The sequence below is a fragment of the Amycolatopsis sp. cmx-11-51 genome (assembly GCF_047608665.1).
Taxonomy (GTDB): Bacteria; Actinomycetota; Actinomycetes; order Mycobacteriales; family Pseudonocardiaceae; genus Amycolatopsis.
In genome coordinates, this window is record NZ_JADNQO010000005.1 from 458470 (window position 1) to 473776 (window position 15307).

Sequence of the window (15307 nt, forward strand, 5' to 3'; positions counted from 1 at the left end):
AAGGTAGGGCCGCGCACCGGCCGAGAAGGGGAGGCGCGCCCTTGGCGCCGCCGCGCTTTCCGACACGCCGGGGACGGCGCAGGTCAGATACGGAGCACGACCGCGTCATCCGGTTTTTGTCGGTGGGTTCCGCCATGATGTCCCCGACTCGGATCCGGAGGGGAGGTAACGGTGGCGACGGTGATCACCACCGCGGCCGTCGTGCTCGCGCTTCTGCTGCTCGTCGCCGTCGCGCTGCTGTGGCGGCTGTACAACGACGGCATGCGGCGGGCGGACGCGGCGGCGAAGCTGGTCGCCGCCGAACGGGCGAAGGGGGATCAGCAGCAACTCGCGCTTCGCCGGTACGAGGTCGCCTTCGCCTCCATCAGCGGCCGCGGTGAATTGGGCGAACAGGTACTCCTGGAGACCGCCCGCGCACTCGGGCTCCGCGAGGAACTGCACTTCACCCTGCAAACGGATCTGGCGGGCGGCGGCGCGGCGAAACCGGACATGGTGCTTCGGGTCGGCGGCGGGCGGACGGTGCCTGTCGACGCGAAGGCGAGCATGGCCTGCTGGGCCGAAGCGGTCGAGACCAACGACCCCGAAGAACGGCTCGACGCGCTGCGCGTCCACGTCCGGCAGCTCCGGTCGCGGGCGGCCGAACTGGCGGGCAAGGGCTATCAGCGCTGGGCCGACGCGATCTACGGGACGATCATGTTCGTCCCGTCCGACGCGGCCGTGGTGGCCGCGCTGGACACCGACCCGGAACTGCTGCGCTGGACGCTGGATCGCCGGGTCTTCCTGTGCGGGCCCACCGGCTTCGCCGTGCTGGCGTCCGCCGCGCTGTTCGCCGCCACCGAGCGAGCCTTGGTCGAGGACGTCGAACAGGTCCGGGCGGGCGCCGCGGCCGCGCACCGGGCCGCCGGCAACGCGGTCGACGCGCTGAACCTGTCGAGCACCCACCTGCAGCGTTTCATCTCGGCCCGGCGCCGGGAACTGGAAGCGCTCGAAAGCTTCCGGAGCACGGTCTCCCCGCTGACGGACGCCGCGGGCAGTCCCGCGCAGGTGCCGATGATCCGGAAGGCGGACGAGCTTCCCGCGTCGTGACGGTCCTCGTGAGCGAGGATCGGAGGTCCGGCCTACCTGCGATTTCCGGAACCGGAGGCTCCGTTTCACCTCTTTTGACAACCTTGTCGCCCCCTCCCCCGTCTTACCTTCGAGAAACGTCCGGGCAATCCGTCCGGGTGGTCGGGGATGACCACTACCAGGCGATTGACCTACCGCCTGTTGGCGGTATGTCCACAGCTTGGATATACGGTGGGGCCTGTGACCGCGATTCGCGATCGCCAGAGCGATCCTGATGCCGACGACGTGCCCGTTGCCTGGGACGAGCGTCCCCTCGTCGGCGCCAGGCGCGGTTTGCCCTGGTGGGCGGCCGTACTGGCGGGGTTCGGGCTCGCCATTCTTGGCGCCTTCGTCGACATGGTGATGCAGAAGGAACTGGGCCTGCTGTTCAAGGCGTGCTACGCGCTCGGCGCGGTGGCCGCCGTGGTGGCCGTCCAGCGCCGCGGGCTGTTCGGCCCGATGGTGCAGCCGCCGCTGGTCCTCGCCGTGACCGTGCCGGGGGTCATCCTCCTGACCTCGGACGGCAGCAAGGGCACCGACCTGCTGTCCAGAGCCGTCGACGTCGGCGGCCCGTTGATCAACGGCTTCCCGACGATGGCCATCACCACCGGCGTCACCTTGGCGATCGGGATCTTCCGGATCTATCGCGAACGTGATCCCGACGCCCCGGTGAAGCCGAAGTCGAACGACAAGCCGGAACGTCGCGAGGAAGCCAAGCCCTCGGTCAAGCCTGCCGCGGCGGGCCCTCGCCGTCCGGCCTCCCGGACCGGGCAGACGCCGCCCCCGCCTTCGCGCCGTGGCGCGCCACGGGACGACGCGCCGTCGCGCCGCCGTCCGGTCGACGATGAACGCCGTCCTCGCCGCGACGCCGAACCCGGCGTGCGCAAGCCTCCGCCGCCGGGACGTCAGCCGCGCCGCCCGCGTCCGCCGGAAGACGGCGAACCTCGCCGTCGCGACCCTCGCGGCGAGAGCGCCCCCGGTGCCCCGCGCCGCCGTCCGCCGAGTGCGGACGACCCTCGCCGTGGCGGTCAGCCGCCGCGCCGCCGCCCCTGGGACGACGAGCGCTGAAGCAAGGGACCTTTGCTCTCACCTGAGCCGCTGACCAGCAGAAAGGGCCGCCTGAGAAGATCCTCGGGCGGCCCTTTTCCGTATCGGGACCTCAGGCTTTGCCGACCTTCCGCAGCTCGTGCGGCAGCGCGAAAGCGATCTTCTCGTTCGCCGTGGTGACCTCGTCGACGTCGCCCCAGCCGCGCTCGGCCAGCCACGCCAGCAGGTCCATGACCAGCACTTCCGGCACCGAAGCGCCGCTCGTGACGCCGACGGTCTCGACGCCGTCGAGCCACCCTTCGTCGACCTCGTGCGCGAAGTCGACCAGGTACGACGCGCGCGCACCCGCCTTCAGCGCGACCTCGACCAGCCGCTTCGAGTTGGACGAGTTCGTCGAGCCGACCACCAGCACCAGGTCGCACTCGGCGGCCATGGCCTTGACCGCGACCTGGCGGTTCGTGGTGGCGTAACAGATGTCGTCGCTGGGCGGGTCGGCAAGGCCGGGGAACTTGTCCCGCAGCTGGTCGACACGCTCCATGGTCTCGTCCACCGAAAGGGTGGTCTGTGAAAGCCAGATGACCTTCGAAGGGTCACGGATCTCGACCTTGTCGACGTCCTCGGCGGTGTCGACGAGCTGCACCTTGTCGGGAGCCTCGCCGGCGGTGCCTTCGACCTCTTCGTGGCCTTCGTGGCCGATCAGGAGGATGTCGTAGTCGTCCTTCGCGAACCGGTTGACCTCTTTGTGCACCTTCGTCACGAGAGGGCAGGTCGCGTCGATGGTCCGCAGATTGCGCTCGGCCGCTTCGGCGTGCACCGCGGGCGAGACGCCGTGCGCGGAGAACACCACCAGTTCGCCTTCCGGCACCTCGGAGGTCTCGTCGACGAAGATCACCCCGCGTTCGCGCAGGGTCTCCACGACGTGCCGGTTGTGCACGATCTCCTTACGCACGTACACAGGTGCGCCATAGAGCTCAAGTGCCTTTTCGACGGCGATGACCGCGCGATCGACGCCCGCGCAGTAACCGCGAGGCTTGGCGAGCAGGACACGTTTGCCACCTGCCGGCACACCGGACTCGGTGATCGTCGGACTGCCGGCTGGCGTGATTCCGGGACTCGCAGAACTCATGACCCCCAGGGTACGGGCTGCCCCGGGGGCTTCTCGCACTCACGTTCAGGTGACCTGGGAACCCCTCTAAAGTATGTGCGTGGAGTCACGTCCTGTGAGCCGACCCACCCGTTCGGTTGGGCAGGATGGACCAGATACGGCAGGCTAGACGTATGAAGCCTCTCCCGCTCCCCCTCCGGGTCGCCGCGGGCCTCGCCGTCACCACCGCCGAGCGGGTTCGCGAACTTCCCAAGCAGCTCACCGGACTCCCCGTCACGGTGGTCAGCCAGGTGCTCCAGTTCTCCATGCGCGTGCAGCAGCACGTCACCGAACTCGCGATCAAGGGTGACGACGCGCTGTCGGTCCTTCGCCCGGTCGAGGACACCCCCAGCTGGGCCACCTTCGACGAGGACCTCCCGCCCGACGTGACCGAACGCCGCTACGAACGCGACTCGTGCGTGATCCCGCTGCGCGAGGACACCGAAAGTCCCGAGGTCCCCGAACCACGCGCCGAGACGAACGGTCACTTCCACGACCTCGAAGCACTCACCGAGGACCCGTGGGCCGAGGAGGAGCGCGCGCTCGCCGAGGACCACGCCGACGGCGAGTTCGACAGTTCTTCGGCACTCGTCGATCCGAATCCCGCCGGGCTGGAGGACTACGACACGCTCACCCTGCCGCAGCTGCGCGCCCGCCTGCGCCGGTTCGACCTGACGCAGCTGGAAGAGCTGCTGACCTACGAACGCGCGAACGCCGACCGGCCGTCGTTCGTCGGCATGCTCGCCCGTCGCATCGGAAACGTGAAGAAGGCGGAAACAGACGGCGACAGCGCGGAAGGCCAGTGAGCGCCGAGCCCACCTCCGCTCCGGCGGGCCCGTCCACCACCGCCGAGAACCCGTGGCCGGTCCGCACGGTCGCCCGCAAGGTCGGCGAGTGGATCAACCGGCTCGGCGTGGTCTGGGTGGAGGGCCAGGTCACCCAGATCTCGGCCCGCCAGGGCACCAACACCGCGTTCCTGACGCTGCGCGATCCTTCGGCGGACGTCTCGATGTCGGTGACCTGCCCGATGGGCCTGCTGCGCACGATCGAACCGCCGTTGCGCGAGGGCGCGAGCGTCGTGGTGCACGCGAAGCCGACGTTCTTCATGAACCGCGGTTCGTTCAGCCTGCGCGCCAACGAGATCCGCGCGGTCGGCATCGGTGAACTGCTCGCGCGGATCGAGCGGCTGCGACGGCTGCTGGCCGCCGAGGGCCTGTTCGCGCCCGAGCGCAAACGCAAGATCCCGTTCCTGCCCAAGGGAATCGGGCTGATCACCGGCCGCGCGTCCGCCGCCGAACGCGACGTGCTGGTGAACGCGCAGGCCCGCTGGCCGCATGTCGCGTTCAAGGTGATCAACACCGCCGTACAGGGTTCGCTCGCCGTCCCGCAGATCCTCCAGGCGCTGTCCAAACTGGACCGGGACCCGGACATCGACGTCATCGTGATCGCGCGCGGCGGCGGCAGCGTGGAAGACCTGCTGCCGTTCTCCGACGAGGCCCTATGCCGCGCGGTGTCGGCGGCCGGGACCCCGGTGGTCAGCGCCATCGGGCACGAACCGGACACCCCGCTGCTCGACCACGTCGCCGACCTCCGCTGCTCGACGCCGACCGACGCCAGCAAGCGGATCGTGCCCGACGTCCGCGAGGAGACCCAGCGGGTCCACCAGATGCGCGACCGCGGCCGCCGCGCCCTGCACGGCTGGGTGGACACCCAGGTCAGGCTGTTGACGCAGCTGCGCAGCCGCCCCGTGCTCGCCGACCCGCTCGGCCCGATCCAGCGCCGCTACGACGACGTCGAGATCCACCGTGAACGCGGGCGCCGCGCGATGCTCACCCTGCTCGCCAAGGACCAGGCGGAGATCGCCAGCGCCCGCGCGCGGCTGACCGCGCTCGGCCCCGCGGCGACCCTCGAACGCGGCTACGCGGTGGTGCAGTACACCGACGCCGAAGGCAACCTCCAGGTACTCCGGTCCGTCTCCGAAGTCGCGGACGGCGCGAAACTGCGCATCCGCGTGGTCGACGGCGCGCTCGGCGCCGTCGTCTCGGGAGAGGCGGAGGGGAACAGTTGACGGCGAGTTTCCTGCCTTTGACCGTCGACGCCGCCCAGCGCGCGAACGCCCCCGGCGTGTTGCGCAACGCGCTGCTGACCGACCACGCCGCCGCTGACTGCTGGACGGTCCTGCTGGCGGGTTGCCAGGCCGAAGCACTCTTTTCCGCCGACGGCTCATCAGCGCCGGTCTCGACCAAACGAGACCTCGACGCCCAGTTGCGGAAGCTCTCCGAAGCCACCGCGGAGCACGTCGGCACCCGATGGTGGTTCGCGGACGGTTCCGCGCACCGCAAACGGGTGGCGCGGGCCCAGGAGAACCTGGTCGCCGCGATCGCGGAGGGTGACGGCCAGGAGTTCGCTCTCGCCTTCGTGGGTTACGACAACGCCATGGCAGGCGCGGTAGTGTGCGCGGGTATCGGCAAGCACCGACGTCCGGTAGAAGGAAGCAAAGCGTGAGCAAACCCGGTGGCGAAACCGCCGAACTCGGCTACGAGCAGGCCCGCGACAGGCTGGTCGAGGTCGTCCGCGAACTCGAAGCGGGCGGACTCTCCCTGGAACAGTCGCTCGCTCTCTGGGAGAAGGGCGAGCAGCTGGCGAGGGTCTGCGAGCACCATCTCGAAGGCGCCCGTGAGCGGATCGAGGCCGCGTTGTCCTCCGTTGAAGACGAGAGCGGCAACGGTCAGTGACGTTCACCATGCTCTTGAGCCACCGAACCATCGTGGGTATCTGAGAGACTGGGACCCCGCCGCGTTCCTGATCCGGGAGGCCTCATGCCCACCCCCACCTCGTCCGCCAGCTCTTCTCGACACCGTGAAGCGCCCGATCGCAACCTCGCGATGGAACTGGTCCGCGTGACCGAAGCCGCCGCGATGGCCGCGGGCCGCTGGGTGGGGCGCGGGGACAAGATCGGCGGAGACGGCGCCGCCGTGGACGCGATGCGCCAGCTGGTCTCGACCGTGTCGATGCGCGGTGTGGTCGTCATCGGCGAGGGCGAGAAGGACGAAGCCCCGATGTTGTTCAACGGGGAAGAGGTCGGCAACGGCGACGGGCCGGACTGCGACGTCGCGGTCGACCCGGTCGACGGGACGACCCTGATGGCCAAGGGCATGCCGAACGCGCTGGCCGTGCTCGCGGTCGCGGAACGCGGCGCGATGTTCGACCCGTCCGCGGTGTTCTACATGGAGAAGCTCGCCGTCGGCCCGGACGCCGCCGGCAAGGTCGACCTCGCCGCGCCGGTCGCGGAGAACATCCGCCGGGTCGCGAAGGCCAAGAACTCCAGCGTTTCCGACGTCACCGTGTGCATCCTCGACCGGCCGCGCCACGAACAGCTGATCAAGGAGGTCCGCGAGGCGGGCGCCCGGATCCGCTTCATCTCCGACGGCGACGTCGCGGGCGCGATCGCCGCGGCCCGCCCGAGCACCGGCGTCGACATGCTGCTCGGCATCGGCGGCACCCCCGAAGGCATCATCGCCGCCTGCGCGATGAAGTGCCTCGGCGGTGAACTCCAGGGCCGCCTGTGGCCGAAGGACGACGCGGAGCGCGAGAAAGCCTTGGCGGCGGGCCACGACCTCGACCGCGTGCTCGGCAACGACGACCTCGTCCGCGGCGACAACGTGTTCTTCTGCGCCACCGGCGTCACCGACGGCGACCTGCTGCGCGGCGTGCACTACCGCGCTGGCGGCGCGACCACCCAGTCGATCGTGATGCGCTCGAAGTCCGGCACGGTCCGGATGATCGACGGCTACCACCGGCTGACCAAGCTTCGCTCGTACTCGTCCGTCAACTTCGACGGCCACCTCGACGATTCACTGGAAGACGACGTCGTTCCCCCGCTCCCCTAAGGAGAATCCGTGCTCAAGCGCGTGCTGGTGGTCCTGTTCGCGGCGATGGTCTTCACGCCGGCCGGACAGGCCACGGGCGCGGGCGACCTCATCGGTGGCAGAGAGGCCGACGAGCCGTATCCGTTCATCGCGTCACTGCATTCGGCCTCCGGTAAGGGTTTCTGCGCCGGCGCGCTGATCGCGGCGGACTGGCTGGTGACGGCGGGGCACTGCGTCGAGGGCAAGAACCCGGCGAACCTGAGCGCGCGGATCGGCAGCAACGACAACACCCAAGGCGGCGAGATCGCGAAACTCGCCGAAATCGTCGTGAATCCGTCCTACAACCCCGATCCCGAACACGCGGGCGGCGATCTCGCGCTGGTGCGGCTGGCCGCGCCGGTGACAGCGGCGCCGGTCCCGATCGGGGCCGTCGTGGCGCCGGGAACGCCGACGCGGCTGCTCGGCTGGGGCCAGACGTGCCCGAGTTCGGGCTGCGGCAAGGGTCCGGCGAAGCTGCGGCAACTGGACACGAAGATCGTCGAAGGCGTGCGTTGCACGGCGAAGTTCGACGGCGCCGTCGAGTTGTGCACCGACAATCCGGGCGGGAATTCGGGTTCGTGCTACGGCGATTCCGGCGGTCCCGAAGTCGCCAAGGTGGACGACAAGTGGGTGCTGCTGGGCGCGATCAGCCGTCCGGGTAACGCGGACCCGGTGTGCGCGACGTCGCCGTCGATCGCGACTTCGGTGGTGGCTTACGCGCAGTGGATCGCGGAGAAGACCGCTCCGCCCGCGCCCGCTCCGCCCGCTTAAAAGTTCCTAACACTCGCTACTCAGCGTTGCTGGAGTGACCAGGGAACAGATGCGCGTCCGGGTTCAGCATGACCGCGATGTTGTTGACCGCCGTCGCCGCTTCCCCGAACCCGGTCGCGATCAGCTTCACCTTCCCCGGATACGCCGTGACGTCGCCCGCCGCGTAGACCCGCTCGCGCGGGGTCGCCATGGTCGAGTCGACGGCGATCGCGCGGTGGTCGATCTGCAGTCCCCAGCTTTCGATCGGCCCGAGATCCGCGGTGAAACCGAGCGCGGCGACCACCGAATCGGCGGGCAGCACTTCCGCCGCCTCGCCTTTGACCTGGATCTCGACCTCCGCCAGCGCACCGTCGCGGTCGAAGAACCTGGTGACCTCGGCGTCGGTGACGATCCGCACGCCGAGTTCCCGCACCTGCCGCACGATCGACTCGGCCGCGCGGAACTTCGCGCGCCGGTGCACGAGGGTGACGCTCGCGGCGACCGGGTGCAGGGCGAGCACCCAGTCGAACGCCGAGTCCCCGCCACCGACGACGACCACGTGCTGGCCGGCGTGTGCCTGCAGAGCGGGCACGAAGTGAACCATGCCGCGGCCGAGCCAGCCGGCCCCGGCCGGCAGCGGACGCGGGGTGAATTCACCGATCCCGGCGGTGATCAGCACCGCCCCGGTGCGCAGGACCTGCCCGCCGTCGAGCGTGACGGTGACGCCGTCCTCGACGCTTTCGAGCTTCTCGGCCTTGCGCCCGAGCAGATACGCGGGCTTCCACGGCGCCGCCTGGTCGAGCAGGCCCCGCACCAGATCCCGGCCCCGGATCTCGGCGAACCCGCCGACGTCGTAGATCATCTTTTCGGGGTACATCGCGGTGACCTGACCGCCCGCCTCCGGCAGTGAATCCACGACGGCCATCGAAAGGCCGCGGAATCCCGCGTAATAGGCGGCGAAAAGACCCGTCGGACCTGCCCCGATGATGACGAGGTCGTACGACGTTTCCCCAGCGGACTCGCTCATTCGGCACTCTCCCGGCCGGTGGTGGGCGGCGTGATCGAGAACACATTCGATCCTAGCCCTCGCGTGCCGAAAGACACCGAGCGCACCAGCGGTCACTGCGCGAAACTTGAGGTATGGCTGAACAGGAATACCGGATCGAACACGACACCATGGGCGAGGTGCGCGTCCCCGTCGACGCCCTCTACCGCGCGCAGACGCAGCGCGCCGTCGAGAACTTCCCGATCTCCGGCCGGGGCCTGGAGCGCGCCCAGATCCGAGCGCTCGGCTTGCTGAAGGCCGCCGCCGCGCGGGTCAACGCGGAACTCGGCGTGCTGGACGCCGAGGTCGCCGATGCCATCGCGAAGGCCGCCGACGAGGTCGCCGATGGCAAGCACGACGCGCATTTCCCGATCGACGTGTTCCAGACCGGTTCCGGGACCTCGTCGAACATGAACGCCAACGAGGTCATCGCGACGCTCGCGTCGAAGGCACTGGGCCGCGACGTGCACCCGAACGACCACGTCAACGCCTCGCAGTCCTCGAACGACACCTTCCCGACGACGATCCACATCGCCGCGACGGAAGCAGTGCTCTCCGACGTGATCCCCGCCCTGGAATATCTGGCCGCCGCGATCACGAAGCGGGCGACGGAGTGGTCGGACATCGTGAAGTCCGGCCGCACGCATCTGATGGACGCCGTGCCGATCACCTTCGGTCAGGAGGCGGGCGCCTGGGCGTCGCAGGTCCGGTTCGGTGTCGAGCGGCTGAAATCCGGCCTGCCGCGGCTCGGCGAACTGCCGATCGGCGGTACCGCCGTCGGTTCCGGGCTGAACGCGCCCGAGAGCTTCGGCTCGGCCGTTTCGCAGGAACTGGCTTCGGTGACCGGCCTTCCGCTGACCGAGGCGCGCGACCACTTCGAGGCGCAGGCGACGCAGGACAGCGTCGTCGAGACTTCCGGTCATCTGCGCACGGTCGCCGTATCGCTCAACAAGATCGCGAACGACCTGCGCTGGCTGGGTTCCGGGCCGCGCGCCGGGCTCGCCGAACTGGCGCTGCCGGATCTGCAGCCGGGTTCGTCGATCATGCCGGGCAAGGTGAACCCGGTGATCCCGGAGGCGACGCTGCAGGTGGTCGCGCAGGTGATCGGGAACGACGCGGCGGTCGCTTTCGCCGGCGCGGCCGGCAACTTCCAGCTCAACGTGAACCTGCCGGTGATCGCGCGCAACGTGCTCGAATCGGCACGGCTGCTCGCGGCGGTCTCTCGGCTGCTGGCGGACAAGGTTTTCGCGGGCATGACGGTGAACACCGACCGCGCGCGGGAGTACGCCGAGGGTTCGCCGTCGATCGTGACTCCGCTCAACAAGTACATCGGTTACGAGGAGGCCGCCGCCGTCGCGAAGCAGGCCCTCAAGGAGCTGAAGACGATCCGGGAAGTCGTGATCGAACGCGGTCACGTCGCGAACGGCAAGCTCACCGAGGCCCAGCTGGACGAAGCGCTCGACGTGCTCCGGATGGCGCACGGAGGCCGCTAAGCACCGAGAGCGACCACAGCCGCGTGGAGCGGTGAGACGAGCGAAGCCGCCAACCCGCCCGAAGGCTGCGGCTCGGTGAACAGGTGCAGCCACGTCAGCACCGGACCGAGCAGCATCGCGTGCACGAGCGCCGGATCGGGGCGTCGCGAGAGTTCCCCTCTCGCGACGCCCCGATCCAGCATCAGGACCAGATAATCGCGCTCACGCCCGAGGAACACCTCGCCGAACCGCGCCTCCAGCACCGGATCCGCCCGGACGTCGGCGAGCAGTGACGGCAGCGCCTGCCGCAGTTCGGCACCGTCCAAAAAGGACTCGATCACTTCGAGGACCGCCGCCACGTCCCCCCGCAGCGAACCGGTGTCCTCCGGCGGCTCGAGATCCTCCGGATGGATCACGGCGGCGAACACGAGTTCCGCCTTCGACCGCCACCGCCGGTACACCGCGGCCTTGCCGACCCCCGCCCGCGTCGCGACCGCGTCGATCGTGCAGCGCTGGTAACCGGTTTCGGTCAGCAGCGTCCGCACGGCCTCGCGGACCGCGTCGTCGATTCCCGCTTCCCTCGGCCTGCCTCGTGTCATGCGAACCAGTTTACGAGACTGACAGTTCCGTATATTGTCGGGGTATGGCCTGGACCAGAACCTCGCGCGAAATCCTGCCCGTCCGGCCGTCCGCGCTCTGGGCGGCGCTGGCCGACTTCACCCGGTGGCCCGGCTGGGATCCGGACCTCGATCGCGTCGACCTGCACGGCCCCGCCGAAGTGGGATCGACCGGTTTCCTCGTACCGAACGGATTCCGTGGCCGTGTGCACTCACGGGTCGCCGAGCCGTTCACCATCACGTCCTTGGTCCAGGACCGCGAGATCGCCCTTCGCCAGCCGATTCCCTTCGGCGCCATGGATCTCGTGCTGGGACTGTCCGCGGTCGACGGCGGGACCGAGTTCGTCCAGGAGGTCACCTTCGCCGGACCGCTGCGCACGGTCATGGTCGCGATCATCGGCGGCGACGTCGTGAAGCACTTCGGCGTCAAGTGCGCGCGGCTCACCGAACTCGCGGCGGCGCAAGCCGATCACGACGCCCGATGACACCAGGGCGACGCCGATCAGCTGGGGGAACCGGAAATCCTGCATTCCCAGCAGGAGCGAGACGGCGAGCCCGGAGACCGGCATGAGCCCGACCAGCACCCCGGCCCGGTCCGCGCCCAGCGCCGAAACCGCCGAGTACCAAAGAAGAAACGCGATGGCCGTGACGACGACCGTCAAGTAGCCGAGCGCGATCAGTTCACGCCCGTCCGGCCACGCCCAGGCTCCGGACGGGTCGGCGATGGTGCCGACCACCGCGCCGCCGGCGCCCGCGGCACAACAACTCCAGGTCGCGGTCGCCAGCGGCCCGAGCCTGTCGAGCACGCCGACGGCGAGCAGTGTGAACAGCGCTTCGCACACCATCGCCAACGCCGCGAGCACCAGCCCCTGCCAGCGCGCCGCACCGCCGCCGGACAGCACCGCGATCCCGAGTCCGGCGAGCACCGCCCCGGCCACCGGCGCCCGCGAAGGCCGTTTCCCCTTCGTCAGGGGGCCGGCGAGCGCGAGCACGAGCGGCGTGCCGCCGAGGAACGCGGCGACCAGACCGGGTTCGGCGTAGCGCTGCGCGAACAGCAGGCACGCCTGGAACCCGATCATCCCGGTCGCGGCGAGCGCGATCAGCGACGGCACGTCGCGCGGGCCGGGCAGCGGCAACGGACGTCGACCCAGGCGCGCCCACGCCAGCAGGAGCACTCCCGCCAGCGCGTAGCGCAGCGCCTGGCCGGTGAGCACCGGGTAGCCGTCGAGCATTCCCGTCACCGGCACGGACGCGCCGACGATCAGCACCCCCAGTACGCCGATCGCCACACTTCTTCGTTCGCTGTCCATGGCTCCACGATGTCGACCTTTTGGCCTTCGGCACAGGGCCAGATCGCGATAGATGAACAGGACCAGAAGTACCTGGGTCTGGCAGGACCAGGCACGCGGGCGGGATCATCGGGATACTTGTCGACATGGGCGACACGGCCGAACTGGGCGACTTCCTCAAGGCACGCAGGGCCGCGCTGGATCCCGCCGACCTCGGCCTGCCGACGGGGTTCAACCAGCGCCGGGTCGCCGGGCTGCGACGCGAGGAGCTGGCGCAGCTGGCCGGGATCAGCGTCGACTACTACACGCGGCTCGAACAGGGCCGGGCACGCAACGTGTCCGACTCCATCCTCGATTCGCTGAGCCGGGCGCTGCGGTTGCGGCGTGACGAGGAGACCTACCTGCGGAACCTGGCCGCGCCGAAACGCAAACGCGTCGCACGGCCTCGGGCGCGACGGGTCCGGCCGGAGCTGCGGACGATGCTGAACGCCATCCACTCCCCGGCGTTCGTCTTCGGCCGCTACCTGGACGTGCTGGCCTGGAATCCGCTCGGCTCCGCGCTGTCCTTCGACTTCGCCGCCTGCGCACCCGGCGAGCGCAACATCCCGAAGATGTTCTTCCTCGACGAGCACGCCCGCGAGTTGCACCCCGAGTGGGAGACGGTCGCGAAGGAGGTCGTCGCGAACCTGCGCGCCGAGAGCGGGAAGTACCCGGACGACCCGTATCTCGCGCGGCTGGTCGGCGAACTCTCGCTCGGCAGCGAGGAGTTCCGGAAGCTGTGGGCGAAGCACACCGTGCGCGAGAAGGCGCACGCGTGGAAGGTGATGATCAACCCGGTCGTGGGCGAACTCCGGTTGCGCTACGAGACGCTGCGGCTGCCCGACGACCCGGATCAGGCGCTGGTGATCTACACCCCCGAGCCCGGCTCCGACAGTGAACGCGCGCTCGGCCTGCTCGCCAGCTGGGTGGCGGATCGCGCGCACGCCTGAGGGCCCGGAACAGCACCTCCGGTCCCAGCCTTCCTTTCCCCAAGTACATGAAGGCCCCCGGCTTGGCATCGCTGGTGCCTGCAGGGGCCGAAGCTCTGTCGATCAAGCTCCGCAACCGGTGTGGGCAGCGACGAAGAGCCGCCTGACCTGCGAGACCACGACTTTGCCTGGACCTTGCGCTAGGCGCAAGGAAGGGGCCTTCATGTACTCACGCAGGTGACCAACGCCGTCAGCCACCCGGCTCCGCTTCGACGCGAAATTGTCGGTGCCCGGGGTCATGATGGACCCATGTTGCTCACCGCGGTGGTGACCGCGTCGGCCGAACTGGCCGCCACGAGGTCCAGGAAGGCGAAGATCGCCACCCTGGCCGCACTGCTGCGCGCCGCCGGGGAGCTGGAGCTTCCGGCGGTGGTCGCGTTCCTCACCGGGCAGCCGACGCAGGGCCGTATCGGCACCGGCTGGCGGACGCTGGCCGAACTGAACGCGGCTCCGGCCGCCGAGCCGTCGTTGTCCGTGGCCGAGGTCGACACGGCACTCGGCACGGTGGGGGCGGCGTCCGGTTCGGGATCGGTGAAGCTGCGCGCGGAGACGTTGCGGGCGCTGTTGACCAAGATGACCAAGGCCGAGCAGGAGTTCCTGTTCCGGCTGCTCACCGGCGAGCTGCGGCAAGGCGCGCTCGAAGGGATCATGGTGGACGCCATCGCGGCGGCGTCCGAGATCCCGGCCGAGGACGTCCGGCGGGCGTTCATGCTGTCCGGGCAGCTGCCGGTGACGGGTCTGGCGGCGATGACCGGCGGCCGGGAACGGCTCGCGGAGTTCAAACTGGCGCTGGGCAGGCCGATCCGGCCGATGCTGGCCTCCCCGGCGGAATCGCTGGAGGAGGCGATCACCGAGCACGCCGGGGCACTGGTCGAGTACAAGATGGACGGAGCGCGGATCCAGGTCCACCGCGACGGCGACGAGGTGCACGTCTACACGCGGACACTGCGGGAGATCACCGGCAGCGTCGGCGAACTGGTGGAACTCGTGCGCTCACTGCCGTGCACCTCGGTGGTGCTCGACGGTGAAACGCTGGCGCTGACCGACGACGGCAGGCCGAGGCCGTTCCAGGAGACGATGAGCCGGTTCGGCAGCACCCGTGAGGAGCAGGTCAAGGCCCTGCTGTTGCGGCCGTACTTCTTCGACTGCTTGCATCTGGACGGCGTCGATCTGCTGGACGCGCCCCTGTCCGAACGGAACGCCGCCTTGCACGAGGTCGCCGTCGAGCACGTCATCCCGGGTGAGGTCGCACCCGTGTCGGCCGAGGGAGTGCTGGAAGCGGCGATGGCCGCCGGGCACGAAGGCGTGATGGTCAAGGATCTCGCGTCGCCGTACGCGGCGGGCCGCCGCGGGCGCGCGTGGCTCAAGGTGAAACCGGTGCACACGATCGACCTCGTCGTGCTCGCCGCGGAATGGGGACACGGCAGGCGCACCGGCACGCTGTCGAACCTGCATCTCGGCGCGCGCGACCCCGAGGGCGGACCGCCGATCATGGTCGGCAAGACGTTCAAGGGCATGACCGACGCATTGCTGGCCTGGCAGACGAAGACGTTCCAGGAGATCGAGACCCACCGCACGGACTGGGCGGTGCACGTCCGGCCGGAGATCGTCGTCGAAATCGAACTCGACGGAGCTCAGGTGAGCACGCGGTATCCGGGTGGCCTGGCGCTGCGCTTCGCCCGGGTCGTGCGCTACCGGCCAGACAAGGAGGCCGCCGATGCCGACACCATCGACACCGTGCGAGGCCTCCTCAAGCCCTGACCGCAATTAGTCCTCTAGGGCGTGTTTCAGATGTTAGAGCCATTCGTTGATCGCGGCGATGGTGACGGTGGCTTCGTAGCGGACGGCGAGTTTGTCGTATCGGGTGGCGACGGCTCGGTAGCGTTTGAGCCGGTTGATGCCG

Annotated in this window: 15 protein-coding genes and 2 pseudogenes; 12 read left to right on the plus strand and 5 right to left on the minus strand. The window is 69.5% G+C overall.

Going from position 1 to position 15307, the window contains the following annotated elements; all coding sequences use genetic code 11:
- Nucleotides 1-171 precede the first annotated feature (171 nt).
- Together rmuC and ACM6LU_RS21715 are read left to right on the plus strand one after the other, a co-directional pair.
- Complete coding sequence (gene rmuC / locus ACM6LU_RS21710) at nt 172-1086, plus strand: DNA recombination protein RmuC (RefSeq protein ID WP_414939530.1); 915 nt, start codon at nt 172-174, stop codon at nt 1084-1086.
- Between the two features lie 219 nt (nt 1087-1305).
- Nucleotides 1306-2172, plus strand: coding sequence for a DUF6542 domain-containing protein (locus ACM6LU_RS21715; RefSeq protein WP_414939531.1), 867 nt, complete (start codon nt 1306-1308; stop codon nt 2170-2172).
- A 91-nt stretch (nt 2173-2263) separates the two neighbouring features.
- On the opposite strand, the gene ACM6LU_RS21720 is transcribed toward ACM6LU_RS21715, so the two are convergent.
- Entirely contained in the window at nt 2264-3277 is a 1014-nt protein-coding gene (locus tag ACM6LU_RS21720) for a 4-hydroxy-3-methylbut-2-enyl diphosphate reductase (protein ID WP_414939532.1), read from the minus strand.
- 152 nt (nt 3278-3429) lie between these two features.
- On the opposite strand from ACM6LU_RS21720, the gene ACM6LU_RS21725 reads away from it, so the two are divergent.
- The 6 genes from ACM6LU_RS21725 to ACM6LU_RS21750 all read left to right on the plus strand — a co-directional run bounded on the left by ACM6LU_RS21725 (nt 3430) and on the right by ACM6LU_RS21750 (nt 7974).
- Nucleotides 3430-4101 (plus strand): lipid droplet-associated protein, encoded by a 672-nt coding sequence (locus ACM6LU_RS21725; RefSeq protein WP_414939533.1) that lies wholly within the window; start codon nt 3430-3432, stop codon nt 4099-4101.
- A complete protein-coding gene (xseA, locus tag ACM6LU_RS21730) occupies nt 4098-5363 on the plus strand; it encodes an exodeoxyribonuclease VII large subunit (protein ID WP_414939534.1) in 1266 nt (421 codons plus the stop codon). Before ACM6LU_RS21725 ends, xseA begins: the two co-directional genes overlap by 4 nt.
- Nucleotides 5360-5800: a hypothetical protein gene (locus ACM6LU_RS21735; protein WP_414939535.1), complete on the plus strand. Its 441-nt coding sequence runs from the start codon at nt 5360-5362 to the stop codon at nt 5798-5800. Before xseA ends, ACM6LU_RS21735 begins: the two co-directional genes overlap by 4 nt.
- Nucleotides 5797-6030 (plus strand): exodeoxyribonuclease VII small subunit, encoded by a 234-nt coding sequence (locus ACM6LU_RS21740; protein ID WP_414939536.1) that lies wholly within the window; start codon nt 5797-5799, stop codon nt 6028-6030. The genes ACM6LU_RS21735 and ACM6LU_RS21740 overlap by 4 nt, the downstream gene beginning before the upstream one ends.
- Before the next feature lie 84 nt (nt 6031-6114).
- On the plus strand, nt 6115-7185 hold the full coding sequence (gene glpX / locus ACM6LU_RS21745; protein WP_414939537.1) for a class II fructose-bisphosphatase: 1071 nt from the start codon (nt 6115-6117) through the stop codon (nt 7183-7185).
- A 9-nt stretch (nt 7186-7194) separates the two neighbouring features.
- A complete protein-coding gene (locus ACM6LU_RS21750) occupies nt 7195-7974 on the plus strand; it encodes a S1 family peptidase (protein WP_414939538.1) in 780 nt (259 codons plus the stop codon).
- Between the two features lie 16 nt (nt 7975-7990).
- On the opposite strand, the gene ACM6LU_RS21755 is transcribed toward ACM6LU_RS21750, so the two are convergent.
- Entirely contained in the window at nt 7991-8980 is a 990-nt protein-coding gene (locus ACM6LU_RS21755; protein WP_414939539.1) for an NAD(P)/FAD-dependent oxidoreductase, read from the minus strand.
- Between the two features lie 113 nt (nt 8981-9093).
- Between ACM6LU_RS21755 and ACM6LU_RS21760 the strand changes: the two genes are divergently transcribed.
- On the plus strand, nt 9094-10491 hold the full coding sequence (locus ACM6LU_RS21760; RefSeq protein ID WP_414939540.1) for a class II fumarate hydratase: 1398 nt from the start codon (nt 9094-9096) through the stop codon (nt 10489-10491).
- Here ACM6LU_RS21760 and ACM6LU_RS21765 read toward each other — a convergent pair.
- Complete coding sequence (locus ACM6LU_RS21765) at nt 10488-11069, minus strand: TetR/AcrR family transcriptional regulator (protein WP_414939541.1); 582 nt, start codon at nt 11067-11069, stop codon at nt 10488-10490. The genes ACM6LU_RS21760 and ACM6LU_RS21765 overlap by 4 nt on opposite strands.
- Nucleotides 11070-11113: 44 nt before the next feature.
- Between ACM6LU_RS21765 and ACM6LU_RS21770 the strand changes: the two genes are divergently transcribed.
- Nucleotides 11114-11572 (plus strand): SRPBCC family protein, encoded by a 459-nt coding sequence (locus ACM6LU_RS21770; RefSeq protein ID WP_414939542.1) that lies wholly within the window; start codon nt 11114-11116, stop codon nt 11570-11572.
- Here ACM6LU_RS21770 and ACM6LU_RS21775 read toward each other — a convergent pair.
- Nucleotides 11567-12397 (minus strand): annotated as a pseudogene (locus ACM6LU_RS21775) (DMT family transporter); the annotation flags it as partial. The gene ACM6LU_RS21770 and the pseudogene ACM6LU_RS21775 overlap by 6 nt on opposite strands.
- 125 nt (nt 12398-12522) lie before the next feature.
- On the opposite strand from ACM6LU_RS21775, the gene ACM6LU_RS21780 reads away from it, so the two are divergent.
- A complete protein-coding gene (locus ACM6LU_RS21780; RefSeq protein ID WP_414939543.1) occupies nt 12523-13365 on the plus strand; it encodes a helix-turn-helix domain-containing protein in 843 nt (280 codons plus the stop codon).
- Between the two features lie 288 nt (nt 13366-13653).
- Nucleotides 13654-15165: an ATP-dependent DNA ligase gene (locus ACM6LU_RS21785; RefSeq protein WP_414939544.1), complete on the plus strand. Its 1512-nt coding sequence runs from the start codon at nt 13654-13656 to the stop codon at nt 15163-15165.
- A 33-nt stretch (nt 15166-15198) separates the two neighbouring features.
- On the opposite strand, the pseudogene ACM6LU_RS21790 reads toward ACM6LU_RS21785, so the two are convergent.
- Nucleotides 15199-15307: pseudogene (locus ACM6LU_RS21790) on the minus strand (IS5/IS1182 family transposase); the annotation flags it as partial.

Coding starts and splice junctions, on each gene's coding strand:
- ACM6LU_RS21720 (WP_414939532.1), bottom strand. CDS start 3,277: ATGAGTTCTGCGAGTCCCGGAATCACGCCAGCCGGCAGTCCGACGATC.
- ACM6LU_RS21725 (WP_414939533.1), top strand. CDS start 3,430: ATGAAGCCTCTCCCGCTCCCCCTCCGGGTCGCCGCGGGCCTCGCCGTC.
- glpX (WP_414939537.1), top strand. CDS start 6,115: ATGCCCACCCCCACCTCGTCCGCCAGCTCTTCTCGACACCGTGAAGCG.
- ACM6LU_RS21755 (WP_414939539.1), bottom strand. CDS start 8,980: ATGAGCGAGTCCGCTGGGGAAACGTCGTACGACCTCGTCATCATCGGG.
- ACM6LU_RS21760 (WP_414939540.1), top strand. CDS start 9,094: ATGGCTGAACAGGAATACCGGATCGAACACGACACCATGGGCGAGGTG.
- ACM6LU_RS21765 (WP_414939541.1), bottom strand. CDS start 11,069: ATGACACGAGGCAGGCCGAGGGAAGCGGGAATCGACGACGCGGTCCGC.
- ACM6LU_RS21770 (WP_414939542.1), top strand. CDS start 11,114: ATGGCCTGGACCAGAACCTCGCGCGAAATCCTGCCCGTCCGGCCGTCC.
- ACM6LU_RS21780 (WP_414939543.1), top strand. CDS start 12,523: ATGGGCGACACGGCCGAACTGGGCGACTTCCTCAAGGCACGCAGGGCC.
- ACM6LU_RS21785 (WP_414939544.1), top strand. CDS start 13,654: ATGTTGCTCACCGCGGTGGTGACCGCGTCGGCCGAACTGGCCGCCACG.